The sequence below is a fragment of the Catenulispora pinistramenti genome (genome assembly GCF_018274385.1).
Classification (GTDB): domain Bacteria; phylum Actinomycetota; class Actinomycetes; order Streptomycetales; family Catenulisporaceae; genus Catenulispora; species Catenulispora pinistramenti.
In genome coordinates this window covers 1-21,772 of record NZ_JAAFYZ010000186.1, presented here as the reverse complement: position 1 = coordinate 21,772, position 21,772 = coordinate 1, and the positions used below count along the sequence as shown (strand labels likewise).

The window sequence follows — 21,772 nt, the reverse complement described above, 5'->3', positions numbered from 1 at the left end:
GCCCCGAGTCCGCCCCGCCCCCGCCGCCGCGCTCGCACAGCCGCATGCCGCTGGCGATCGCGATCTGCGTGGTCGGCACGACGGTCCTGATCGTGGCCATCGTCGTGGCGATGAACTCCGGGGACAAGTCCACGAACCAGCCGGGCGCACACGGCTCGACCGCGCCGACGCAGTCGGCCCCGGCCAAGCCCACGTCGACGAACCAGCCCGCGACGACACCGTCCGAAGCGCAGGTCAACCCGGGCTCGGCGGACTCCCCGGACTCCACGAGCGCCACCAGCGCCAAGAACTCGTCCACGACCTCGACCACATCGAGCCCGTCGAGCCCGTCCAGCACCCCGAGCACGCCCAGCACGCCGAGCACCCCCTCGACCGGGCCGACCGACATCGCGACCCAGATGTCGTCGTTCCTCACCGGCTACTACGGCCTGCTCCCGGGCAACCTCGACGCGGCCTGGCCCAACATGACACCGGCCTACCAGAACAGCGTCGCCGGGGGCCGCAGCAACTACAACAGTTTCTGGAACACGGTCCAGCAGGTCACCGTGTCGGACGTGGTGGCGACCCCGCCGTCCACGGTGGTCGCGACCATCCACATCGTCTACAAGAACGGCCAGGACGAGAACGACCGCACGACCTTCGGCCTCGTCAAGAACGGCACCGGCTGGCTGATCGACACCAGCCACGTCGGCTAGCTCCTCCGCGCCACCGGCCGGGCCACTCGTCGGCGCGGCCGAGCCGATAGCGATCCGGACGCCTGGAGACGACCTCAGGCGTCCGGCGCGGCGGCGGCCGTCAGCAACCCCTCACCGATGAAGCCGAGAACCCGGTCCGTCAGCATCCGACGATCCTGCTCAGGCGCCCCCCGCAACGGCCCCTGCCCGAGCAGCACAGCCAGCCCGTGCACCGTCGACCAGACCGGGAACTCGATCCCCGCACGCCGCCCCGCGTCCAGCAAGCCGACCTCGACCAGCTCGTCCAGCCCGGCCCGCAACTGACCCAGCGGGCTCGCGTCCGGACCGGTCACCCCGACCGGGACCGCGTAAGGATGCTGATCCGGCAGCGCGTAAGCCGTGGCGAACAAGCCCGGTTCCTCGCGCGCGAACTCCAGGTACGCCATCCCGACCGCCGCCATCCGGCCGAAGGCGGCATCGGCATCGCCGTCACCCCGCTCGCCGGGAACCCGCGCGACCTCGGCCGCCATCCGGTCGCCGAGCCGCGCCATCGCCGCCTCGCACACCGCGGCCAACAGCTCGTCGCGGTCGGCGAAGTGCCGGTAGGCGGCGTTCGGCACGACCCCGACGATCCTGGTCGCCTCGCGCAGTACCACCGCGTCCGGTCCGCCGGCCCGCGCCAACTCCAGGCCGGCCGCGATCAGGCCCTCGCGCACGGCACCGCGGGGGCGCCGGGCTGTGGGCCGTGACCTGGGGTTCTCCGCTGCGGATCGGTCGGTGCTCATCCCCTCACGATAGCAACGTGGACAGCGTCCACATAGCTGAGCTAACGTGGACAGCGTCCACTAAGCAGTCCCCAGCCTCCGACCGAACGGAGCTCGCCGTGACCAGAATGGCTCCCCTGCTCGAGAACAACGAATGGTCCGCCCACGGCTTCACCCCGGTCCCGCTCGCCGTGCCGACCGCCCGGCTGATCATCGTGACCTGCCTGGACCACCGCCTGGACCCGGCCCGGATCCTGGGCCTGGAACCCGGCGACGCCCCGATCATCCGCAACGCCGGCGGCCGGGTCACCGAATCGGTCGTCACCGACATCGCCTACCTCGGCTTCCTGGCCCGGCAGGTGTTCGGGGTCGAAGGCCCGCTGTTCGAGGTCGCGGTCATCCACCACACGCAGTGCGGCACCGGCTTCCTGGCCGACCCCGACTTCCGGCACCGGGCCGCCGACGCGACCGGACTGCCGGCGCGGACGCTGGCCGCCTCTGAAGTCAGTGACCCGTACGTGACGGCACGAGAGGACGTCGAGCGCCTGCTCGCCTCACCGCTGATCCCGCGCGAGACCACCGTCTCAGGGCACGTCTACGACGTGGAGACCGGCCGGGTCTCGATGGTGGTCGACGCCACCGGAACGTGACCGGCCGGTATCGGATCAGCAACCATGATTGCCAATCAAGGTTTATCAATCTAGATTGGCGATATGAACGCCCCCAGCGTGGACGATCTGTCCACCGCGCTGTACAGCGCGATCGGTCTCACTGTCCGCCGGCTGCGTCAGACCGCCACGCCTGACGAGCCGACCCTGCCGGAGCGCTCGGCGCTGGCCCGGCTGGACCGGCTCGGCCCGGCCACCGCCGCCGACCTGGCCCGGATAGAGCAGATCAGCCCGCAGGCGATGGGCATCACGCTGGCCGCGTTGGAGGATCGCGGGCTGGTCGAGCGCCACCGCGACGACGAGGACCGGCGCCGCTCGGTGACCACCGTGACCGAGGCCGGGCGGGAGATGCTGCGGCTCAAGCGCGGCGCCCGCGCGCGCATCATCGCCGAAGGCCTGGCCGACGGCTTCACCGCCGAGGAGTTGGCGACGCTGGCCGCCGCCGCGCCCCTGATCCAGCGCCTCGCGGAGAAGATCTGATGGCCGTCGCCACCGCCGCCCAGCCGGCCACCGACAAGCGCTACCAGTGGGTGGCGCTCACCAACACCACCGCCGCGATGTTCATGTCGGCGCTGGACGGCTCGATCGTGCTGATCGCGCTGCCGCCGATCTTCCGCGGCATCCACCTGGACCCGCTGGCGCCGGGGAGCATCGTCTACCTGCTGTGGATGATCATGGGGTACCGGCTGGTGCAAGCGGTGTTCGTGGTCACGCTCGGCCGGCTCGGCGACATGTTCGGCCGCGTGCGCATCTACAACGCCGGCTTCATGGTGTTCACCATCGCCTCGGTGTTGTTGTCCTTCGATCCGTTCGACGGGACGCACGGCGCGATGTGGCTGATCGGCTGGCGGCTGTTGCAGGCCGTCGGCGGCGCGATGCTGATGGCCAACTCCGCGGCCATCCTCACCGACGCCTTCCCGCCCGAGCGGCGCGGCTTCGCGCTCGGCGTGAACCAGGTCGCGGCGCTGGCCGGGATGTTCATCGGGCTGGTGGCCGGCGGTCTGCTGTCGGCGTGGGACTGGCGCGCGGTGTTCTGGGTGAACGTGCCGGTCGGCATATTCGGCACGTACTGGGCCTACCGGCGGCTGCGCGAGACCAGCCGGGCCACCGGCGGCCGGATCGACTGGTGGGGCAACGTCACCTTCGCCGTCGGGCTCGGCGCCGTGCTGATCGGGGTCACGCAGGGCCTTCAGCCCTACCACGGCAGCGCCATGGGTTGGGCGAACCCGACCGTGATCATGCTGCTGAGCGTCGGCGTGGCCAGCCTGATCGCCTTCTACCTCATCGAGTCCCGGATCGCCGAGCCGATGTTCGACCTGTCGTTGTTCAAGATCCACGACTTCACGGTCGGCAACTCCGCCTCGCTGGCGATCTCCGTCGCGCGTGGCGGCCTGCAGTTCGTCCTGGTCATCTGGCTCCAGGGCATCTGGCTTCCGCTGCACGGTTACGACTACAGCGACACGCCACTGTGGGCCGGCATCTTCCTGCTCCCGATGACCGTCGGCTTCCTGATATCCGGGCCGGTCTCCGGCTACCTGTCCGACAAATTCGGCTCCCGCGGCCTGTCCACCGCCGGCGCGGCCGTGTTCGGCTCCAGCTTCATCGGCCTGATGCTGCTCCCGGTCCAGTTCCCGTACTGGGCCTTCGCATCCCTGATCGCCATCAACGGCATCGGCAGCGGCATGTTCGGCGCCCCGAACACCTCCTCCATCATGAGCAGCGTCCCGGCCAGCAAGCGCGGCGCCGCCTCCGGGATGCGCTCGACGTTCCAGAACTCCGGCACCGCGGTGTCCATCGGCGTGTTCTTCTCTCTGATGATCGCCGGCCTCGCCTCCCGCCTGCCGCACACCCTGACCACCGGCCTGCAGGCCCAGGGCGTGTCGGTGCACACCGCCACGCAGATCGGGCACCTGCCGCCGGTCTCGTCGCTGTTCGCCGCGATGCTCGGCGTCAACCCGGTCCAACACCTGCTGTCCGGCGCCGGTGCCCTCAACTCGCTGCCTCAATCGGCACAGGCCACACTCACCGGGCGCGAGTTCTTCCCGAACCTGCTGTCAGGGCCCTTCCACCAAGGGCTGATCGTGGTGTTCGCGGTCGCGACCGGGCTGTCGGCGCTGGCGATGATCGCTTGCCTGCGGCGGGGGAAGGGACTGAATGTGAAGAAGGAAGTCGAGGAGGCCGAGGCCTGATCGGCGGGTTTGATCAGCGTTGTCCGAGCCCGCCGGCGGCCGGTCCGTTCATCGGACAACTACCGCCGGCGAGCTCTCTTTCGGATGAATCCGCCGGTGAACCGCCGTCTCAGGCGATTGACACCGCGCGCCGCCGGATAGACCGGCAGCATGACGAACCCGCCGTCGACGCTCACCACCGCCCGCGCCGAGGAGGACGAGCCGACCGGCAGTGATGCCGGGTATCAGAAGACGCTGGCGAACTTCCAGATCCAGATGATCGCCTTCGGCGGGGCGATCGGGGTCGGGCTGTTCCTCGGCTCGGCGGGGGCGATCTCGCGGTCCGGGCCGGGGTTGGTGTTCGCGTACGCGCTGGCCGGCATCTCCGCGTTCTTCGTGATGCGGGCGCTCGGGGAGTTGGTGCTCTACAAGCCGACGTCAGGGAGCTTTGTCGTCTACGCCCGGGAGTTCATCGGGCCGTGGGCCGGCTACGCGTGCGGCTGGATGTACTGGCTGAACTGGGCCATGACCGGCGTCGCGGAGCTGACGGCGGTCGGGATCTACATGCACTACTGGTACCCGGCGCTGCCGCAGTGGCTGTCGGCGTTGGTGGCGCTCGGGGTGCTGCTCGGCGCGAACGTGGTGTCGGTGAAGGTGTTCGGGACTCTGGAGACCTGGTTCGCGCTGTGCAAGGTGCTGGCGATCGTGGTCTTCCTGGTGGTCGCCGTCGCGCTGCTGGCCACGCACGCCGGGATCGGCCACCAGCACGCCGGCTGGGCGAACGTCTCCACCCACGGCGGCCTGCTGCCGAAGGGGATGTGGGCGGTGCTGGTCAGCCTGCAGTCGGTGGTCTTCGCCTACGCCGCGATCGAGCTGGTCGGCATCACCGCCGGCGAGACCGCCGAGCCGCGCAAGATCGTGCCGAAGGCGGTGCGCGCGGTGATCTGGCGGATCGCGGTGTTCTACGTCGGGTCGATCGGGCTGCTGGTGGTGGTGCTGCCGTGGACGCTGTACCACGAGGGCGAGAGCCCGTTCGTGACGGTGTTCTCGATGCTGGGCGTGCCCGGCGTGGGCGGCGTGATGAACTTCGTGGTGCTGACCGCGGCGCTGTCGTCCACCAACTCCGGGCTGTACTCCACCGGCCGGGTCCTGCGGGCGTTGGCGGAGCGCCACGAGGCGCCGCAGTACGTGTCGAAGATGAACAGCCGCGGCGTGCCGTACGGCGGCATCATGCTGACAGCGACGGTGTACCTGGCCGGCGTGCTGCTGAACCTGGTGGTGCCGTCGCGGGCGTTCGACATCGCGACGTCCACCGCTTCGCTCGGGGTGCTGACGACGTGGGCCACGATCCTGTTGTGCCAGGCCCGGTTGAAGGCTCGTTCGGAGCTACCGGACAGCCCGGTGCTGCGGCCGGCCTTCCGCATGCCGGGGTCGCCGTGGACGAACTACGGCACGCTCGTGTTCCTGGCCGGCGTGCTGGTGCTGATGGCCGACAGCGGTACGGAACGGCCCGTGCTGGCGTTGGTGCCGCTGATCGTGCTGGTGCTGTGGGTCGGGTGGCGGGCGATCAAGCGGCGGTTCCCGGTGGATGCGGTGTAGCTGCCCTTTCGCCCTGCCCTTTCGCCCTGCCCTTTCACCCACGATCCGCTGAGACGGCGTCCAGGGCGAACCAGTGCCGCAGGGCGGAGGCGGCCTGGGCGATGGCGTGGCCGGCGGCGTCAACCGCTCCGCTCATCGCGAAGAAGCCGTGGACCATGCCCTCGTAGCGGGTGAGCTCGACCTGGACCCCGGATGCGGCCAGGCGCCGGGCGTACGCCTCGCCCTGATCGCGAAGCGGGTCGTACTCGGCGGTGATGACGAGCGCCGGCGGCAGCCCGGTGAGGTCGGCGGCCCGCAGGGGCGAGGCGAGCGGATTGGCGGCGTCCGCCTCATCGGCGAGGTAGTGCTGCCGGTACCACGACACGGAACGGTGGTTGAACAGCCACGGGTCGGTGTTGTCGCGCATCGAGTCATCGGCGGCGAGCTGGTCGGTGTTGGGATACACCAGCAGCTGACCGGCCAGGCCGAGGCTGTCGTCGCGCGCCAGCAGCGAGACGACCGCGGCCAGGTTCCCACCCGCGCTGTCGCCGCCGACCGCGAGGCCCGCGGGCTCGGTGCCGAAGTCGTCGGGATGCGCGGCGATGTGGCGCAGGGCGTCGCGACAGTCCTCGACGCCGGCCGGGAAGCGGTGCTCGGGGGCAAGACGGTAGCCGACGGAGACGACCTGGACGCCGGCCTGGTTGGCGAGCGCGCGGCAGATGCCGTCGCAGGTGTCGAGGCTGCCGAGCGTCCACCCGCCGCCGAAGAAGTAGATCAGCGTCGGCAGCACCGGCTCGGCGCCGGGGCGATAGACGCGCACCGGGATATTACGGCCGGGAGCCGGGATCACGCGGTCAACAACACTATGGACGGGCTCCGGCGCGCGCTCCTCGGCCTGGATCGCGGCGAGATCGGCGGCGCGCGCCTCGGCGAGGCTGAGGGTGTAGAGCTGCGGGGTGGCGGCATGGACGCGGCGGTCGCGCATGGCTTGGATTTGGGGGTCTAGGGGCATCGGGGGTCCTTTGGGTCGTGGGGCAATTCGGGCGCAGACGCGGGCACGGGCATAGGCACGGGCTCCGGGCGGAGCGTCCTGCCCAGTGCTCGGACCGCTTCGGCGGCGGCGACGGATTGGGCCCGCGCGTTGCCGTGGAGCCCGTCGGCGCTCGTGGAGTCCATGGAATCGGCGATCGGGTGTCGGGTCAGGTCGATGTGGACGGTTCCCAGCTTCGCGGCCAGAGCAGTGGTACGGGCGCCGAGGGTGGCCATGCGTTCGGTGCCGGTGGGACGGAGCCAGGTCGGCAGGCTCGGGTAGGCGGGGCGGACAAAGATCGAGACGGTCATCACCAACGCCCCACAGTCTTGCAGAGCCTTGATAAGCCCCGCGATCTCCGTGTCCACCGCATCGGCACGCGCCTCATAGCCGGGCCGCAGCGCGTCGTTGGCCCCGCACGCGACCAACGCCAGATCCGGCGCGAAGCCGAGGGCCGCGGCGAGCTGCCCGGCGCGGACCTCGTGCGCGCGCAAGCCACGCCGCCCCAGGTTCAGGTACGCGATGGGATGGACGCGCGCGAGTTCGGCGGCGACCCGATCGGCGAACGGCAGTGCGCTGTACCCGGGCACTGTGTCCGCAACGCCCTCGGCGATACTGTCGCCGAGCACTGCGAAGCGGCGCCAGGGATGACCGGCGAGGAGCGCATCCGGCTCGCCGGGGCGAAGGCAGAAGGCGTCGGCGGCCTCGGTACCGACCATGCCCGCGGTCGGGCAAACACCATCGGCGGTCTCAGCGCCAACCGCGCCCGCCGCCAAGCAAGCAGCATCGGCAGCAACTGGGCCGGCAGGTCCAAGAGTCTGGAGATCCGGCGCGGTCATGGCGTCCACTCGTTCATCTCGACCGCGAACTGATCAGCGCCGGCAAGCGCGACGGCAGCGCGGAACCCGGGCGGCGCGTCGACGTCCGCCACCCGATACCAGGACCCCAGTGCCGCGACCGGTCCCTCGGGTGTCAGCAGCGGCAAGACTTGCGTGAGCCGGCCGCCGCCAGCCTTCGTGACAGCCTCCTTACGTGCCCACAGTCGCGCGAACGTCTCGGTGTCCGCGACGTCCCGCGCCTCAGCCTCCGGGAAATACCGTCGTGCCATCGCCGCCACGTCCAGCTCCGGGATCAGCCGCTGGATGTCGGCGCCGACCGCGCGCTGCGTGGACACCGCGATCAGGCATCGGTCGCCGGAGTGGGACAGGTTGGCGTGGATGCCGCTCCACTCCCCCACCAGCTCGGGCTTGCCGTTGGGCCCGGTCTTCCAGGTGAGCTCGGCCGGTGGGGCACCGAGGCGCTCGGCGACGATCTGCCGGACGGCCCCGTGCGCGATCACGAACCGCCGCCGCGCCGCGCCGTTCGGCAGCCGCGCGGCGCGGCGGCGTTCCTCCGCGTCGAGCGTGCCGGACAACCGTGCCAGCGCGCTCGAAGACACCTCACCGACCAGCCACGCCGAGACTACACCGGCTCCCGTCACGAAACCGGTCACGAAACCAGGTCCCGCACAAGCTTCCCCAACCGCCGAACACCCTCCTCGATCCGCGGCGGCTCCAACGCGCTGCACGACAAGCGAATCGCGCCCTCGCCCCCGCCGTCGCCGTAGAAGAAGCACATCGGCGTCCACAGCACCCCGTAGTCCCGCGCCGACACCTCCACCAGTGCCTCGTCAGCCACGAACGGCACGTTCAGCACCGCGAAGAACCCGCCGCTCGGCGTGTTCCACGTCATCGGCTCGTCGTCCCCGAACTCGTGCTCCAACGCCGCCAGCAGAGCCCGCATGTTCCGCCGATAGAACTCCACCTTGGCCCGATTCGCCGCCCGCAGGCTGTACTCCGCATCGACCAGTACCCCGCCCACCACCCCCTGCGCGATCGGCGACGTGTTCACCGTCACCATGCTCTTGACCGTCGACAGCTCCTCGGCCAGGAGCGTCCGCCGCCCGGCCCCGTCCACCACCACCTGATCGGCGACCAGGAACCCGACCCGCGCGCCGGGGAACACCGACTTCGCGAACGAGCCCAGGTAGATCACCGACCGTCCGCCCGCCGCGCCGTCCAGCGCCTTCAGCGTCGGCCGCGCCTCGTCATCGAGCCCGAACAACCCGTACGGATCGTCCTCCAGAATCAGCAGCCCGGCCTCCGAGGCCACCTCCAGCAACCGGCGCCGCGCCGCGACCGCCATCGACACACCCGATGGGTTGGCGAAGTTCGGCACCACATACAGCGCCCGCGCGCGCCGCCCCGACGCCCGCACCTCCCGCGCCACCCGCAGCACCGCCTCGGGATCCAGCCCGTCGGCCGCCTCCGGGACCGGGACGACCTCGATCCCGAGGATGCGCGCGGCCCCGGTGAACCCGACGTAGCAGGGCTCGACCGCGAGCACCACGTCATCAGGCCCCGCACACAGCCCCCGCAGCGCGACGATCATCGCCTCCTGACACCCGGCGGTCACCATCACCGCCTCGGCCGGCACCTCGATCCCCTCGTCGACGGCGAGCGTGCGGGCGATCAGGTCCCCGATCACGCCGTTCGTCCGGCCGTACTGCAGGAGCGTCCGGTCGATCGCGGACGCCGAAAGGCCGGTGCCGGCCAGGTGATCGCGATAGACCCGCAAGTACCGTTCGACATCGTCGGCGACGTAGAACCCGTCGTAAGGACGCCCGGCCGCCAACGACACCGCGTCCGGGAACCGGGCGGCGACCTCGTTGAGGAAGTTCATCGACGCGGCGGCCGGGTCACGGACCGCCACATGCAGATCCTCGCGCCGCAACTCGGCCGTCACCGCACCGCCCCCTCGAACCGCACCGCACCGCGGTCGATGACGTCCAGCGTCGGCCGCCCGGCCAAGGCCATGGTGTGTGCCAGCTCCCCGGTCGCCAGATCCAAGAGCCCTGCGACCCCGGCCGCGCCATCGACCGCCAACCCCCACAGCACCGGCCGCCCCAGGAACACCGCCTGCGCTCCCAAAGCCAAGGCCGCGAACGCGTCTCCCCCGCTGCGCACGCCGCCGTCGAACAACACCGGGCACGCCCCGCCCACCGCCGCGACCACTTCCGGCAACGCCGCCAGGCTCGGCACCGCGCCGTCCAGCTGCCGGCCGCCGTGGTTCGAGACGATGATCGCATCAGCACCGTGGGATACCGCGAGCCGGGCGTCCTCGGCGGTGAGGATCCCCTTCAGCACGATCGGCAGTTCGCTCCGCTCGCGCAGCCACGCCAGATCGGCCCACGTCACCGACGGATCGATGGCCTTCGCGGTGTGCACGGCGAGCGCCGAGGATCCCGAGCCCCGCACATGAGCCGCTGCCATCAACGCCGCGTCGAGGTTCACCGCCGCGCACTCCGGTCCGACCGCGAACCCGTTCCGCATGTCACGCAGCCGCCGTCCCATGCGCGGGATGTCGACGGTCAGCACCAGCGCGCGGTAGCCGGCCGCGGCGGCCCGGTCGATCAGCCCGACCAGCGCCTCCCGCTCCCGCAGCCAATACAGCTGGAGCCACAACGGCCCGGATGCGGAGGACGCGATGTCCTCCAACGTGCGGCTGGCGAAGATGCTCACCGCGTACAACGCGTCCGCCGCGCCGGCTCCCTGGGCCGTCGCGACCTCGCCGTCGGGATGCACCAGCCGGTGGTACGCGGTCGGTGCGACAGCCAGCGGTGTACCTACGGAGGAGCCGAGAATCTGTGTCCGGGTATCGCAGATCTCGGTGTCGACCAGTGTGCGCGGCCGCAGTTCCACCCGGGTGAAGGCCTGCCGGTTGGCCGTGACGGTGCGCTCGGTGTCCGCGCCGCCGTCGATGTAGTCCCAGATTTCTGGCGAGACGCGCTCCTGAGCGGCGCGCCGGTAGTCGTCGAGACACAGCAGCGGCGACGGGGCCTCGGGAGTGAAGCCGCCACGCGATCGGCGGACGTCGACGGCGGCCGTGCACAGGAGTCCGAGCTCCGGGTCAGCGTCGGCGAGCACGATACGGTGGCTGCCGCGCTCGGCGGGATCTGCTTCCAGCACTCCGGCCAGCTCCCACCAGACTCCGGTGAAGGGACGCCCCGGGGAGGCCAGGACCACATCCGCGCGAGCCACCAGCGCATCGGCTTCGGCCTTGAGCACCGCACCGAGAATCACGGTCCGCGCTTCGCCAAGGTCTTCGATCTGTGCGCACGGCGACCTCTCGGCCGCGCCGGCCCGCACACGCACCTCGCCGATCCCGACTCCGTCCTCGTCCCCGTCGAGGTCCCCGAACAGCAGCGCGACCCCGCTGTGTGCCGAAGGCACCGCGACGGGAACCCCGGGATCGTAGGCGAGCCACGCCTGCTCGACCACTACCAGCAGCGCACGCCGATAGTCCCCGCTGCGCTCGTACTCGCGGATCAACCGCAGCCCGGTGAAGCCCGCGGCCGTCCCCTCGTCGCTGACCGCGAAGGCCATCGGCTTGCCGGGGCAGACGTGGCTCAGATAGGTGGTGGTGGCCCGGCCCGGCGTGATATCAGGGATCGCATATGCCATGACCAGCAGGTCGACACCCTCCCCGGCCGGCACCGCCAGCTCGATCAGCGCCTCGGCCATCTCCCCGTACGACTGCCCGCGCGGCGCCAGCGCGCCGGGGTTCAGCGCGAGCCCGTGCGGTTGCAACAGATCGGTCAGATAGACGTCGAGCCGGGCCGTGTGCGCCTGGTCCTGGGCCAGGCTGGACGGTCCCGGGAACGCCAGCCGCACCGCGCGGCGGATCCCCCACCCATCGGCCGGCTCGGCGGCGGTGCGGTTCCCGGGCGGGACAGTAGTGTGCACGGCCTCGGTACCTCAGTCTCAGTCTCAGTCTTCGGGGATCACGTTGTCGGCGACGTAGTCGGCCAGCGTTCCGACGGTCTCGAAGTGCTCGCGGCCGAGGTCTTCCACGCTGATCTCGACCTCCAGGTTCTCCTCCAGCAGCAGCACGATCTCCAGGGCCCCGGTGGAGCTCATCCCCAGGTCCTCCATCAGCGTCGTGCCCTCGCCGGCACCGGCGACCTCGCGTTTGAGGACGTCGGGCAGCAGAGCGCAGACGGTGTCCACGATCCGCGCGCGCAAGCCCGCGTCGGCGGTGATGGCACCGATGTGCAGCTCCAGACTCTGCTCCGTCATGACGGTCCTTTCTCTAAGTTCTGCATCACGCGACACCCCTAGTGTTCGAAGACCATGGCCGAGAACGTCGCGCCGCGTCCCGCGCCGGCGGCCGCGACGACGTACCGCTCCCCCGGCTTCAGCAGGCTCTTGCGGCTGGCGGTCCGGTAGTTCAGGAAGGCGTCCGCGCAGAACACGTGACCGTCCGGCGTCACGTTGTCCAGCACGACCTTCGCCTGCGGGAAGCCGATCCGCTTGCAGACCCGTTGCCAGGCCACCACGTTCACGTTGTGCGGCAGCACCAGGCTGATCCCGGCCATCGCCAGCCCGGCGCCCTCCACGGCGGCCAGGATCGCCTCGCCGAGGGCGTCAGAGTAGATGCGCTGGAATTCCAGTGCCTGCTCCATCGAGTCGCCGTCGAACTCGCCGCGCAGGTCGGCGGTGTAGGAAAGCAGCCGGTCGCGGTCCCCGGACGCGCTCACCAGACAGGCCGACGCGCCCTCGCCGAAGAACGACGTCTCGGGCACCATCTGCGCCTCGCCGGTGAACGCCTTCTCCCCGGCCAGGACCAGCGCCAAGGCGTCCGGGCGGGTGTCGGCGTCGGCGGCCAGCAGGCGACCCGCGACGTCGATCGCCAGCAGGCCGGAGGCGCAGGCGTGGTGGCCGACGGCGAACGTCTCGGCGTGGTCGAGGCCGCGTTCGCGGCACAGTTCGCGCAACGGGTTCAGCGGATAGGGGGTGACTGTGGGGAAGGTGCGGGCGTGGATGACGTACCGGACCCGTTCCTCGTTGCCGGCCAGGCCTTCGAGGTCGTCCAGGGCGCCGCGCAGCAGATCGGACAGGGTCCCGCCGGGGTCGCGGCTGACCGAGCCGAGCTTGTGATAGCGCCGGAAGACCTTCGTCTGCATGGCGGTCAGCCCGAACCGGTCGGCCAGGTCCTCGATCGGTACCCGTTCGGCCGGGAGGTAGGTGCCGATGGCGGTCAGAGCGGTCACAGGGGCCTGCTTTCCTGTGCGTCCGAGGCCGTGCCCGAGATCGTGCCCGAGGCCGGGTCCGGGTCCGAAGCCGGGTCCGGGGCGTCCTGGGCCACGGAATCGGTCACGTACCGCTGTCGCATCAGGAACTTGCGGACCTTGCCGGTCGGCCCGACTACCAGCCGGTCATCGCCGATCACCAGGACACTGCGAAGGGTCGCAGCCGCGGCGTCGGTCAGCGCACCGCGGACCGCCGGCTCCCAGTCGTCGTGCGGATCGGCCCACGGATGCAGCGTCAGCAGTACGTCGGTCACGACGCCGCCCTCGGTGGGCACGGCCACGACCGTGCAGTCCAGGACGTCCGGGCAGGTCTTGAGGATCCGCTCCTCCGACATCGCCGTGTACAGCCACCGGCCGCCGCCGAGGTCGACCGCGTCGACCATCCGGTCCACGTGGTAGTAGTAGCCCTCTTCGTCGCGGTAGAGCAGATCGCCGGTCAGGTAGTAGCCGTTTCGGCGATTGCGATAGGTGTTGGCGCTGTCGTTCCAGTAACCCGGCGACAACGACGGCGACTTCATCCCGCACAGCCCGACCTCGCCGACCGGGACCTCCTCGCCGGTGGCCGGGTCGAGCAGTTTGATCTCGGCGAAGTCGTGGGTCCGGCCGACACAGCGGCCGTAGCGCTCGGTGTCGGGGGTGTGGGTGATGTGGAAGGCGTTGTGGCCCATCTCGCTGGAGCCGAGGCCGTCGACGAACATCGAGCCGGGGACCCGGTGCACGCCCTCCCGCGTGACCTTCTCGTAGGACCCGGCCGCGACCAGGTGGCGGATGTGCGGTTCGTGGGCGCAGTCGCCGGTGTTGTACCAGAGCGACACCGAATCCACGGCGCGCTGGCTCAGATCGATCCGGGCCAGCTCGGCCCAGGTGACGGCGAACCCGAACACGCCGGTGGGCCGCCAGCGTTCGATGGCGTCCACCACCGCCGGGCCGTCATCCGGGCGGGAGAGGTAAAGCAGGTCGCTGCGATTACACAGCGCGTGGTTCACGGCCATGATGCCGGCGGCGTGCGGGGCCGGCAGGGCACTGAGAATGCGCTCGGTGCCACGGGCCCGGGGCTTGCGCAGGCGTAGCAGGCGCGTGCCGACGAACAGGTTGCCGTGGGTCTGGGTGACCGCGGTCGGCATCCGGGTGGTGCCCGAGGAGTGGGTGATCGCGATCGGGTCGTCGTCGGCGTGCCGGTACGGCCGCGGCGCGGCGGCCGGATCGCCGGCGCCGGTGACCGCCACGTCGTAGACCGCCTCGGTCGCGAACCCCAGTTCCAGACCCCGATCCGCCCGGGCGAGCAGCCGCCGGTGATCCGCGTCTGTGAGCAGCCCGACGGCCCGCAGACGACGGATGTACTCGGCGGCCACGTCGCCGGGCAGATTCGGGTTCATCAGCGCCGGGATGGCGCCGAGCCAGGTCAGAGCCATGAAATGCAGGAAGCAGTCGGCGGCGCTGGTGACGTAGACCGCCACCGGGTCGCGCGGGCCGATGCCCTGCCGGCTCAGCCAGACGGCGCGCGCCGCCACCGCCTCGCGCAGTTCGCCGAGGGTCAGGGCGTGCCCGGCCGGGTGGGCGTCGACGGCGGTGTCGAACGTGACGCCGGGGCCGTCCAGCGGCACGCCGTGTTCGATCAGCTTGTGCAGCACGTTGCCGGCGCCGAGGCCGGGATCGGCGGCCAGCGCGGCCCGGATGCCGGTGCCGGTCACGGCGGGTCCGGGGATGGTGCGGCCGGTGATGCCGCCTTTGGTCGTGCTGCTTCCGGTCATGGCGTGTCCTCCTTCTTCGGGGCGCGGCTCAGGAACGGCCGGAAGCGGGCCTCGGAGCCGTCCGGCATCAGGGTGGTGGGCAGCGGGGGGAACGCGAAGGGCCGCACCGGGCGGCCGGCGACGAGCGTCCAGGCCTGGCCGGTGCCCGGCGTGTCCAGCACGGTCAGCGCGGCGGCGGCGACGTCATCGGGGGTGAGCAGCGGGAAGCCCTGCTTGCGGATCAGGCGGCGGGTGATGCCGAGGATCGCGGTGTCGGTGAACCCCGGACACAGGGCGTTGATGCTGACGCCGCGCGGTTCGAGCGAGGCGGCGATGGCGCGGACGTAGCCGATCGCGGCGCTCTTGGTCAGCGCGTAGAGCGGATTGGCCTGATCGGGGCCGAGGCCCGCGAGCGAGGCGGTGACCAGGATGCGGCCCGCGCGACGCGCGAGTTCGGGAACGGTCGCATCGATCCCGAACGCGAGGCCGTCGACGTTGACGCCGAGCACGCGGCGATAGCGCTCGAGGTCCAGCGGCAGGTCCGGCGGCTGGTCGGAGCTGACGCCGGCGTTGAGGACGGCGATGTCCAGGCGGCCGAGGCGCTTGACGGCGTGGGCGACCATCGCATGGTTCTGCTTCGGGTCGGACACGTCGGCGGGGAAGGCGATGCCGCCGCAGGACTCGGCGGTCTTGGCAGCCGCTTCGGGGTCGACGTCCACGACCAGGACGCGATGGCCGGTCGCGGCGAGTTCGGCGCACAGCGCCGCGCCGATGCCGTTGCCGCCGCCGGTGACCAGCGCGACTGGAGCCGCTGGGGAGCCGCTCGCGGCAGGTGCGGCTACTTCAGTTGCTGCTGATCCGACTATCGGCTCACTCATCGGGCACCCCCACTCTTCACAACAGCCTGAATCGCCGTCCGCAGCTGTTCCCGCGTCGGCTGAAGCGCGCGGTCCAGCCCTTCGGCGAAGGGCAGTACCGCGCCGTCGGGTCTCGTGACCCGCTTCGGCGGCGCGACCAGGCGCATCTCCTCCGCGGCGGTGGCGAGGATCTCGCCGCCGATGCCGCAGGAGCGGTTGCTGTCGTCGATCACCACCAGGCGCCCCGTTCGTTCCAGCGACTCCGCCAGGCCCTGCCAGTCGAAGGGGTGCAGGGTGCGCGGGTCGAAGACCTCGACGTCGACCGTCTCGGCCAGCTCGTCGGCGACCTCGAGGGCGGTGTGCACCAGGTGCCCGACCGCCACGACCGTCACGTCGGTGCCCGGGCGGTGCACCCGGGCGACTCCCAGCGGCACCGGTGCCAGCAGCGACAGCTCCACGTCCTCGCGGCGGCCCATCGCGCCGGCCGGGGCGAAGACCACGACCGGGTCGTCATCGCGGATGGCGGTGGCCAGCAGGCCGTAGGCGTCGGCCGGGGTGGCCGGGACCGCGGTCTTCACGCCGATGTGGGCGAACAGGCTGTAGGGATGATCAGAGTGCTGACCGGCCCAGCCGTCGCGGGATCCCGAGCTCGGGATCAGGTACGTCACCGGGACGCTCACCTGCCCGCCGGTCATCAGCGAGAACTTGTGGGCCTGGTTGACGATCTGTTCGAACGCCAGGAACAGCAACGCGGGGATCTGGTACTCGATCAGGGGACGCATACCGGACATCGCGGCGCCGGTGGCGATGCCCGTGAACGCCTGCTCCGAGATCGGCATGTCGAGCACGCGCGCGTCCCCGAACCGCTTCACCAGCCCCGCGGTGACGTTCGTGACGGCGGCCCGCACGTCCTCACCGAACACGCACACCGCCGGATCGCGCTCCATCTCGTCGGCGATGGCCCGGTTCAGGGCCTTGAGATAGGACAGGATCGTCATCAGGCCACCCCGGCTCGGGCCTGGGTACCGTCGGCGTAGAGGTGGTCCAGCGCCGTGGCCGGATCGGGGTGCGGACTGTCCAGGGCGAACCGCACCGCTTCCTCCAGCACCGCCTCGATCTCCGCGTCGATCTGCCCGCGCCGCGCCTCGGGGAGCCGCGCACCCTGGATCTCCAACGGGTCGCGGGACCGTCCGAGATCGACTTCCTCGGCGGAACGGTAACGGGGGCGCGCGGCGTGCTCCCATGTGTGGTGCGCGTCGTAGCGATACGTGACGCACTCCAGCAGCGTCGGGCCCTCCGAACGCCGGGCCCGGGCGATCGCCGTGTCGGCCGCCGCGAACACCTCCTCGGGGTCCATGCCGTCCACGCGCGCGGCCGGGATCCCGAAGGCCTCGGCGCGGCCGGTGATGGAGCCGGCGACCGCGTCGTCGGTGCGGGTGGTGGTCGCGAACCCGTTGTTCTCGCACACGAACACGACCGGCGCGCGCCACAGCGCGGCCAGGTTGAAGGTCTCCAGCACCACGCCCTGGCTGACCGCGCCGTCGCCGAAGTACGTCAGGACCACGCGGTCCGATCCGGCGCGGCGGGCCGCCCACGCGGCGCCGGTCGCGATCGGGGCGGCGGCGCCGACGATGGCGTTCGCGCCGAGGATGCCGATGCCGAAGTCGGCGGCGTGCATCGACCCGCCGCGTCCGGCGTTCAGCCCGGTGGTACGGCCGGCGATCTCGGCCATCATCCGCGCCGGGTCCGCGCCCTTGGCCAGGACGTGGCCGTGGCCGCGGTGGGTGCTGGTGATCAGGTCGTCCGGTCGCAGCGCGGCGCAGGTTCCGGCGGCGACGGCTTCCTGCCCGGTGTAGGGGTGGATGCCGCCGAAGACCTGGCCGGCGTGGACGAGCTCGACGGCCCGCTCCTCGAAGCGCCGGATGAGACGGACAGTCCGGTACAGCGCCGCCGAGTCAGGCTTCTGCGAACTCGGCGACGCCGGACCTGACAGCACAGGGTCAGCCATCACTGCTTCCGACCAACGCCACCGCGCGCTCGTTGACGGCGGCCAGGATCCCGTCCCACAGCTTGGCCCGCGCGTTCAGCGCGCGGGTCACCGTCGCGGCGCACTGTTCCCACTTGACGTCGTCATCACCACACAGGTCGGCCAGCATCTGCATGGCCATCGGCGTGTGTTCCTCGCCGTCCACCTCGATGTGCCGCGCCAGGTAGTCGACGAAGGTGTCGAGCCCGCCGATCGTGGCGTTGACCGTGACGACCTGCTCGAACATCTCCGGGATCAGGTCCTCGCGGCCGAAGGCGAACGCGGCGGCCTGGCAGTGTACGGGTGCTGCGACGATGATGTCCCAGGTGAGCGCGACGAACTCGGCCGCCGGCGCCGGGACCGCGGCCTCGGCCAGCGCCGCCTCGACCGTCGCGCCGGAGCGCAGCAGAGCGATGAAGGCCTCGATGACCGAGACGTCGGCGCCGGCCTCGGTCATCCCGGCGACGTAGAGCTCGAAGTGGCTGGTGAAGCCGCCGCGCAGCTCGTCGCTCTCCTCGACCAGGACGATGTCGTTGATCAGCCGGCGGCTGCCGGTCGGGCCGGTCGGCACCCACGGGACCGCGACGCAGGTCAGGTTGCGTTGCAGCGACTTGAGCAGGGACATGAAGTCCCACACCGCGAACACGTGGTGCTCCAGGAACGTGCGGATCGCGTCCTGGTCGCGCAGCCGCGCGTACAGGGCGTGCCCGACGACCTCGGTCCGGGCGGTCGCGATCCGTTCCTCCAGCTTGTCGATGCCCGGGTGCCGCTGTCCCCAGTCGTAGCGTGTGGCCATCAGTTCCTCCAGAGCACAGGGCAGAATTCGGGGTCGGCGTAGTCGGGGCGTCCGTCCGGCAGGCGCCGGACGAGCACGTCGTGGTTGTAGGCGGCCATGGTGCCGTCGCTGAGCTCGAACCGCTGGTACTCGTTCGCACCGTCCTGCAGGTGGAAGGAGATCGCGCGGCGCGGCCGCGAGCTCAGGTTCGGGCCGCTGCCGTGGTAGGTGCGGCAGTGGTGGAAACTCATGTGGCCCTTGGGGATGAGCATCGGGATCTTGCGGATCTCGGCGCCGTTGTGCACGGCGTTCTCGACCAGCATCCGCTCCAGGTCGGCCTTGTCGCGCTCGGCGAAGTGCTTGACCATCGAGTCCTCGCGGCCGATCTCGGTCCAGCGGTGGCTGCCGTCGACCATGGTGATGGTGCCCATCTCCGGGCCGCAGTCGTGGAACGGGATGAACGCCGTGAGCATGTTCTCCGAGGTGCACGAGGCCCAGTAGTGCCGGTCGAAGTGCCAGGGCACGACGTTGCTGGGCTCGCCGGCGATCGGCGGCTTGTAGATCAGCGTCGACTGGAACACCCGGATCTGGTCGGCCCGCGCCAGCCGGGCGGCCACGGCGCCGAGCAGCGGCTTGGCCAGGATGCGCGCGATGGCGTCGTTCTCGTAGTGCACGTAGTCGTTGTGCCGCTGCACCGGACCGTCAGAGGGCTGCCACGCCGCCAGCTTGGCCGGACGGACCGGCAGTTCCCGGTCGCGCTCGCCGTCGTAGTAGCGGTCGGTGGCGGCGGTCAGGGCGTCGATCTCGTCGTCGGTGAACACCTTGCCGGTCAGGAACCAGCCCTGTTCGGTGTAGGCCTCGACCTCGGCGTCGGTCGGCAGCAGCGCCGCGTCCTCGTCGCTGAGGACGAAGTGTCGCTGTACTGATTCGGTCGTCATTTCTGTCCCGCCGCTCCTATCGCTCCGATTTCCAGGGAGTCCCGCACATCGGCGAGCTCCCGTTCCTTGGCCGCGTACAGCGCCGGGATGTTGCTGGTGCCGAAGGTCTTGGCGCCGTGCCGCTCGATGAGCTCCCAGAAGAAGGTCCGGCGGATGTGCATCGACTTGGCGAAGATCTGGAACATCTGGCCCCAGTGGTCGCGGTCGACCAGGATTCCCAGCGGCCGCAGCCGGTCCACCGGCAGGTCTATGTCGCCGATACGTTCGCCCAGCACTTCGTAGTAGGCGCCGGGGGTCTCGGCGAAGCCGGCCCCGTTGCCGCTGAAGGTGCGCACCGCGGTCACGATGTCGTCGGTGCTCAGCGCCAGGTGCTGCACGCCGGCCCCACCGTGCCAGGCCAGGAAGTCGTCGATCTGGCCGCTCTGCCGGCTCATGTCCGGCTGGATGATGGTGAAGGTGGCGCCGCCCGACGGGCTCTGGACCACCTGGGAGTACATGCCCTGGGCGCCGACTTCGACGTACTCCTCGAAGATCAGCTTGAAGCCGAAGACGCGCTGGTAATACTCGACTACTTGTTCCAGCTCGCCGGCCGGGACGCAGAATGCCGCGTGGTCTATGGCGCGGACTATCTCAGGGCCGTTGTTCGTCGGAGCCGCCTGGGCTTCGATCGCGCCGGGCCAGAACGCGGCGCCGTGGCGTTCCACGAAGCGGTGCACCACGTCGCCGAAGCCGCCGACGGTCGCGGTGATCACGGTGTCGTCGCCGGACGTATAGGTGCGCGGCGCCTCGATGGACTCCGCACCGGCGGCCAGCGCCTGCTCGTAGGCGCCGACCGCGTCGCCGGTGTCGAAGGCGATGACGCCGACGCCGTCGCCGTGCCGGGAGACGTAGCCGTCGGCGGGGTGGTGCCCGGTGCCGAGCGCCGAGGTCAGCAGGACCCTGCTGTCACCGTGGGCCAGCAGCAGGCTGCGCTGGCGGGGCAGTTCGGTCTCCGGGCCGCCGTGGCCGGCGATGTGGAACCCGAACGCGGTGCACAGGAAGAACGCGGCTTGTCGCGCGTCTCCCACGTAGAACTCGACATGGTCGATGCCGAGGATGTCCATTCCTTCTCGCCTTCCGCTATGTCTGCCGTGCCAGCTGTGTCAGCCGTGTCAGGCGTGTCAGCCGTGCGCTATGCCGTACGGGACCGTCGGGTGCTGGGACGGCCGTACACGACGCTGACGTTGTGGCCTCCGAACCCGAACGAGTTGGACATCACGTGCTCGACCCGCACCGCGCGCGGAGTCTTGCGGATGTGGTCGAGATCGCAGTCGGGATCGGGGTCGTCGAGGTTGTGGGTGGGCGGCAGCAGGCCGGTCTGCAGGGCGCGGATCGACACCGCCGACTCGACCACCCCCGAGGCGCCGAGCATGTGGCCGGTCACCGCTTTGGTGGAGCTGACCGGCGGAGTGCTCGCGCCGAACAGGGTCCTGATAGCCACCGCTTCGGCGAGGTCGCCGAGCTTGGTGCTGGTGCCGTGCGCGTTCAGGTAGCCGATGTCCGCCGGTTCCAGGCCGGCGTCTTTGAGCGCGCGGCGCATACACTCGCGCGCGCCCTCGCCGTCCGGCCGCGGGGTGGTCGGATGGTGCGCGTCATTGGTGACGCCCCAGCCGAGCACGTCGGCGTACGCCTTCGCGCCGCGCGCCTCGGCGAAGTCTTTACGTTCGAGGACGAACACACCCGCGCCCTCGCCCAGGACCAGCCCGTTGCGGCGGCGGTCGAAGGGGCGGCTGGCGGCGGTCGGGTCGTCGGCCCAGCCCCGGGCCAGCGCGCGGGCGTTACCGAAGGTGTCGGCCAGGGTCGGGAACAGCGGGGCCTCGCTACAGCCGGCCAGGACGACGTCCGCTTCGTCGGCGCGCAGCAGGCGCAGGGCCTCGCCGACCGCCTGACCGCCGGCCGCGCAGGCGGTGCCGCTGGAGGAGACGTAGCCGTGGATGCCGTACTTGATGGCGATGCGGGCGGCGCCCATGTTGGGGAGCATGCCGGGCAGCAGGTAGGGGCTGACGCCGAGGCGGCCCTTCTCGGTGCGCAGGATGACCTGGGCTTCCAGCGTCGCCAGACCGCCGGTGCCGGAGAGGATGACGGCCACGCGGTAGGGGTCGGCGTCCCGGCCGACTTCGAGCTCTGCGTCACTGAGCGCATCCGCCGCGGCGGTCAGGGCCATGACGATGTAGCGGTCGACAACGCGCGCCTCAGTCGCGGGCAGCACACTCGTCGGATCGATCGGCGGCGCGAAGGCCCCCACTTCGAGCGCGGTACCGACCTGGTGACCCTCGGGCGGCCGGCGCAGGCCGGACCGGCCCTCGCACATGGCGCTGTGGACGGCGGCGGCGCTGGTGCCGACCGGGGTGACCATGCCCATGCCGGTGAGGACCACTTCGGGGCGGGTCATGGG

General features: G+C 70.9%; 22 protein-coding genes. 5 read left to right on the top strand and 17 right to left on the bottom strand.

Features of this window, described 5'->3' with window-relative positions; genetic code table 11:
- Positions 1–415, bottom strand: a 415-nt coding sequence (locus KGQ19_RS36660) for a hypothetical protein (RefSeq protein WP_212017932.1), incomplete at its 3' end; no start/stop codon positions are given.
- Here KGQ19_RS36660 and KGQ19_RS36655 point away from each other — a divergent pair.
- Positions 399–695, top strand: coding sequence for a hypothetical protein (locus KGQ19_RS36655; RefSeq protein WP_212017930.1), 297 nt, complete (start codon positions 399–401; stop codon positions 693–695). The two genes, KGQ19_RS36660 and KGQ19_RS36655, sit on opposite strands and share 17 nt — an antisense overlap.
- A 74-nt stretch (positions 696–769) precedes the next feature.
- On the opposite strand, the gene KGQ19_RS36650 is transcribed toward KGQ19_RS36655, so the two are convergent.
- Positions 770–1,459: a TetR/AcrR family transcriptional regulator gene (locus KGQ19_RS36650; RefSeq protein WP_212017928.1), complete on the bottom strand. Its 690-nt coding sequence runs from the start codon at positions 1,457–1,459 to the stop codon at positions 770–772.
- A gap of 107 nt (positions 1,460–1,566) precedes the next feature.
- On the opposite strand from KGQ19_RS36650, the gene KGQ19_RS36645 reads away from it, so the two are divergent.
- From KGQ19_RS36645 to KGQ19_RS36630, 4 genes are all read left to right on the top strand, one after another.
- On the top strand, positions 1,567–2,088 hold the full coding sequence (locus KGQ19_RS36645) for a beta-class carbonic anhydrase (protein WP_230419996.1): 522 nt from the start codon (positions 1,567–1,569) through the stop codon (positions 2,086–2,088).
- Between the two features lie 63 nt (positions 2,089–2,151).
- Positions 2,152–2,586 (top strand): MarR family winged helix-turn-helix transcriptional regulator, encoded by a 435-nt coding sequence (locus tag KGQ19_RS36640; protein ID WP_212017926.1) that lies wholly within the window; start codon positions 2,152–2,154, stop codon positions 2,584–2,586.
- Positions 2,586–4,295: an MFS transporter gene (locus KGQ19_RS36635; RefSeq protein ID WP_212017925.1), complete on the top strand. Its 1,710-nt coding sequence runs from the start codon at positions 2,586–2,588 to the stop codon at positions 4,293–4,295. The genes KGQ19_RS36640 and KGQ19_RS36635 overlap by 1 nt, the downstream gene beginning before the upstream one ends.
- 150 nt (positions 4,296–4,445) lie before the next feature.
- Positions 4,446–5,873 (top strand): amino acid permease, encoded by a 1,428-nt coding sequence (locus KGQ19_RS36630; RefSeq protein WP_212017923.1) that lies wholly within the window; start codon positions 4,446–4,448, stop codon positions 5,871–5,873.
- Positions 5,874–5,907: 34 nt separating this feature from the next.
- Here the strand turns inward: KGQ19_RS36630 and lipP1 are convergent, their stop codons facing one another.
- From lipP1 to KGQ19_RS36555, 15 genes are all read right to left on the bottom strand, one after another.
- Complete coding sequence (gene lipP1, locus KGQ19_RS36625) at positions 5,908–6,864, bottom strand: LipP1 family hormone-sensitive lipase (RefSeq protein WP_212017921.1); 957 nt, start codon at positions 6,862–6,864, stop codon at positions 5,908–5,910.
- On the bottom strand, positions 6,855–7,601 hold the full coding sequence (locus KGQ19_RS36620) for an SGNH/GDSL hydrolase family protein (RefSeq protein ID WP_212017942.1): 747 nt from the start codon (positions 7,599–7,601) through the stop codon (positions 6,855–6,857). The genes lipP1 and KGQ19_RS36620 overlap by 10 nt, the downstream gene beginning before the upstream one ends.
- A gap of 116 nt (positions 7,602–7,717) precedes the next feature.
- Entirely contained in the window at positions 7,718–8,374 is a 657-nt protein-coding gene (locus KGQ19_RS51385; protein WP_212017919.1) for a 4'-phosphopantetheinyl transferase family protein, read from the bottom strand.
- Positions 8,371–9,603, bottom strand: coding sequence for an aminotransferase-like domain-containing protein (locus KGQ19_RS36610; RefSeq protein WP_212017940.1), 1,233 nt, complete (start codon positions 9,601–9,603; stop codon positions 8,371–8,373). The genes KGQ19_RS51385 and KGQ19_RS36610 overlap by 4 nt, the downstream gene beginning before the upstream one ends.
- 59 nt (positions 9,604–9,662) lie before the next feature.
- On the bottom strand, positions 9,663–11,666 hold the full coding sequence (locus KGQ19_RS36605; protein WP_212017917.1) for an alpha-hydroxy acid oxidase: 2,004 nt from the start codon (positions 11,664–11,666) through the stop codon (positions 9,663–9,665).
- 24 nt (positions 11,667–11,690) lie between these two features.
- Positions 11,691–11,999, bottom strand: coding sequence for a phosphopantetheine-binding protein (locus tag KGQ19_RS36600; protein WP_212017915.1), 309 nt, complete (start codon positions 11,997–11,999; stop codon positions 11,691–11,693).
- Positions 12,000–12,037: 38 nt separating this feature from the next.
- Positions 12,038–12,973, bottom strand: a complete 936-nt coding sequence (locus tag KGQ19_RS36595) for a 3-oxoacyl-[acyl-carrier-protein] synthase III C-terminal domain-containing protein (RefSeq protein WP_212017913.1) — start codon at positions 12,971–12,973, stop codon at positions 12,038–12,040.
- The gene (locus KGQ19_RS36590; protein WP_230419991.1) at positions 12,970–14,763 is read right to left on the bottom strand and encodes a class I adenylate-forming enzyme family protein; all 1,794 of its coding nucleotides are present in this window, start codon (positions 14,761–14,763) and stop codon (positions 12,970–12,972) included. The genes KGQ19_RS36595 and KGQ19_RS36590 overlap by 4 nt, the downstream gene beginning before the upstream one ends.
- Positions 14,760–15,620: an SDR family NAD(P)-dependent oxidoreductase gene (locus KGQ19_RS36585; protein WP_212017911.1), complete on the bottom strand. Its 861-nt coding sequence runs from the start codon at positions 15,618–15,620 to the stop codon at positions 14,760–14,762. Before KGQ19_RS36585 ends, KGQ19_RS36590 begins: the two co-directional genes overlap by 4 nt.
- The gene (locus KGQ19_RS36580) at positions 15,617–16,597 is read right to left on the bottom strand and encodes an alpha-ketoacid dehydrogenase subunit beta (RefSeq protein ID WP_212017909.1); all 981 of its coding nucleotides are present in this window, start codon (positions 16,595–16,597) and stop codon (positions 15,617–15,619) included. The genes KGQ19_RS36585 and KGQ19_RS36580 overlap by 4 nt, the downstream gene beginning before the upstream one ends.
- A complete protein-coding gene (locus tag KGQ19_RS36575) occupies positions 16,597–17,607 on the bottom strand; it encodes a thiamine pyrophosphate-dependent dehydrogenase E1 component subunit alpha (RefSeq protein ID WP_212017907.1) in 1,011 nt (336 codons plus the stop codon). Before KGQ19_RS36575 ends, KGQ19_RS36580 begins: the two co-directional genes overlap by 1 nt.
- Positions 17,600–18,421 (bottom strand): DUF3050 domain-containing protein, encoded by an 822-nt coding sequence (locus KGQ19_RS36570; protein ID WP_230419990.1) that lies wholly within the window; start codon positions 18,419–18,421, stop codon positions 17,600–17,602. Before KGQ19_RS36570 ends, KGQ19_RS36575 begins: the two co-directional genes overlap by 8 nt.
- Complete coding sequence (locus KGQ19_RS36565; protein WP_212017905.1) at positions 18,421–19,338, bottom strand: phytanoyl-CoA dioxygenase family protein; 918 nt, start codon at positions 19,336–19,338, stop codon at positions 18,421–18,423. Before KGQ19_RS36565 ends, KGQ19_RS36570 begins: the two co-directional genes overlap by 1 nt.
- Positions 19,335–20,441, bottom strand: a complete 1,107-nt coding sequence (hppD, locus tag KGQ19_RS36560) for a 4-hydroxyphenylpyruvate dioxygenase (RefSeq protein ID WP_212017903.1) — start codon at positions 20,439–20,441, stop codon at positions 19,335–19,337. Before hppD ends, KGQ19_RS36565 begins: the two co-directional genes overlap by 4 nt.
- A 68-nt stretch (positions 20,442–20,509) precedes the next feature.
- The gene (locus KGQ19_RS36555; protein WP_212017934.1) at positions 20,510–21,769 is read right to left on the bottom strand and encodes a beta-ketoacyl-[acyl-carrier-protein] synthase family protein; all 1,260 of its coding nucleotides are present in this window, start codon (positions 21,767–21,769) and stop codon (positions 20,510–20,512) included.
- Between the last annotated feature and the right edge of the window lie 3 nt (positions 21,770–21,772).

Bases quoted from the DNA above. Each gene is read 5' to 3' on its own strand.
- KGQ19_RS36630 (WP_212017923.1), top strand. From the start codon at position 4,446: ATGACGAACCCGCCGTCGACGCTCACCACCGCCCGCGCCGAGGAGGAC.
- KGQ19_RS36620 (WP_212017942.1), bottom strand. From the start codon at position 7,601: ATGGTCGGTACCGAGGCCGCCGACGCCTTCTGCCTTCGCCCCGGCGAG.
- KGQ19_RS36645 (WP_230419996.1), top strand. From the start codon at position 1,567: ATGGCTCCCCTGCTCGAGAACAACGAATGGTCCGCCCACGGCTTCACC.
- lipP1 (WP_212017921.1), bottom strand. From the start codon at position 6,864: ATGCCCCTAGACCCCCAAATCCAAGCCATGCGCGACCGCCGCGTCCAT.
- KGQ19_RS36655 (WP_212017930.1), top strand. From the start codon at position 399: ATGTCGTCGTTCCTCACCGGCTACTACGGCCTGCTCCCGGGCAACCTC.
- KGQ19_RS36575 (WP_212017907.1), bottom strand. From the start codon at position 17,607: ATGGCTGACCCTGTGCTGTCAGGTCCGGCGTCGCCGAGTTCGCAGAAG.
- KGQ19_RS36640 (WP_212017926.1), top strand. From the start codon at position 2,152: ATGAACGCCCCCAGCGTGGACGATCTGTCCACCGCGCTGTACAGCGCG.
- KGQ19_RS36570 (WP_230419990.1), bottom strand. From the start codon at position 18,421: ATGGCCACACGCTACGACTGGGGACAGCGGCACCCGGGCATCGACAAG.
- hppD (WP_212017903.1), bottom strand. From the start codon at position 20,441: ATGGACATCCTCGGCATCGACCATGTCGAGTTCTACGTGGGAGACGCG.
- KGQ19_RS36610 (WP_212017940.1), bottom strand. From the start codon at position 9,603: ATGAACTTCCTCAACGAGGTCGCCGCCCGGTTCCCGGACGCGGTGTCG.
- KGQ19_RS36565 (WP_212017905.1), bottom strand. From the start codon at position 19,338: ATGACGACCGAATCAGTACAGCGACACTTCGTCCTCAGCGACGAGGAC.
- KGQ19_RS36590 (WP_230419991.1), bottom strand. From the start codon at position 14,763: ATGACCGGAAGCAGCACGACCAAAGGCGGCATCACCGGCCGCACCATC.
- KGQ19_RS36650 (WP_212017928.1), bottom strand. From the start codon at position 1,459: ATGAGCACCGACCGATCCGCAGCGGAGAACCCCAGGTCACGGCCCACA.
- KGQ19_RS36580 (WP_212017909.1), bottom strand. From the start codon at position 16,597: ATGACGATCCTGTCCTATCTCAAGGCCCTGAACCGGGCCATCGCCGAC.
- KGQ19_RS36555 (WP_212017934.1), bottom strand. From the start codon at position 21,769: ATGACCCGCCCCGAAGTGGTCCTCACCGGCATGGGCATGGTCACCCCG.
- KGQ19_RS36600 (WP_212017915.1), bottom strand. From the start codon at position 11,999: ATGACGGAGCAGAGTCTGGAGCTGCACATCGGTGCCATCACCGCCGAC.
- KGQ19_RS36635 (WP_212017925.1), top strand. From the start codon at position 2,586: ATGGCCGTCGCCACCGCCGCCCAGCCGGCCACCGACAAGCGCTACCAG.
- KGQ19_RS36585 (WP_212017911.1), bottom strand. From the start codon at position 15,620: ATGAGTGAGCCGATAGTCGGATCAGCAGCAACTGAAGTAGCCGCACCT.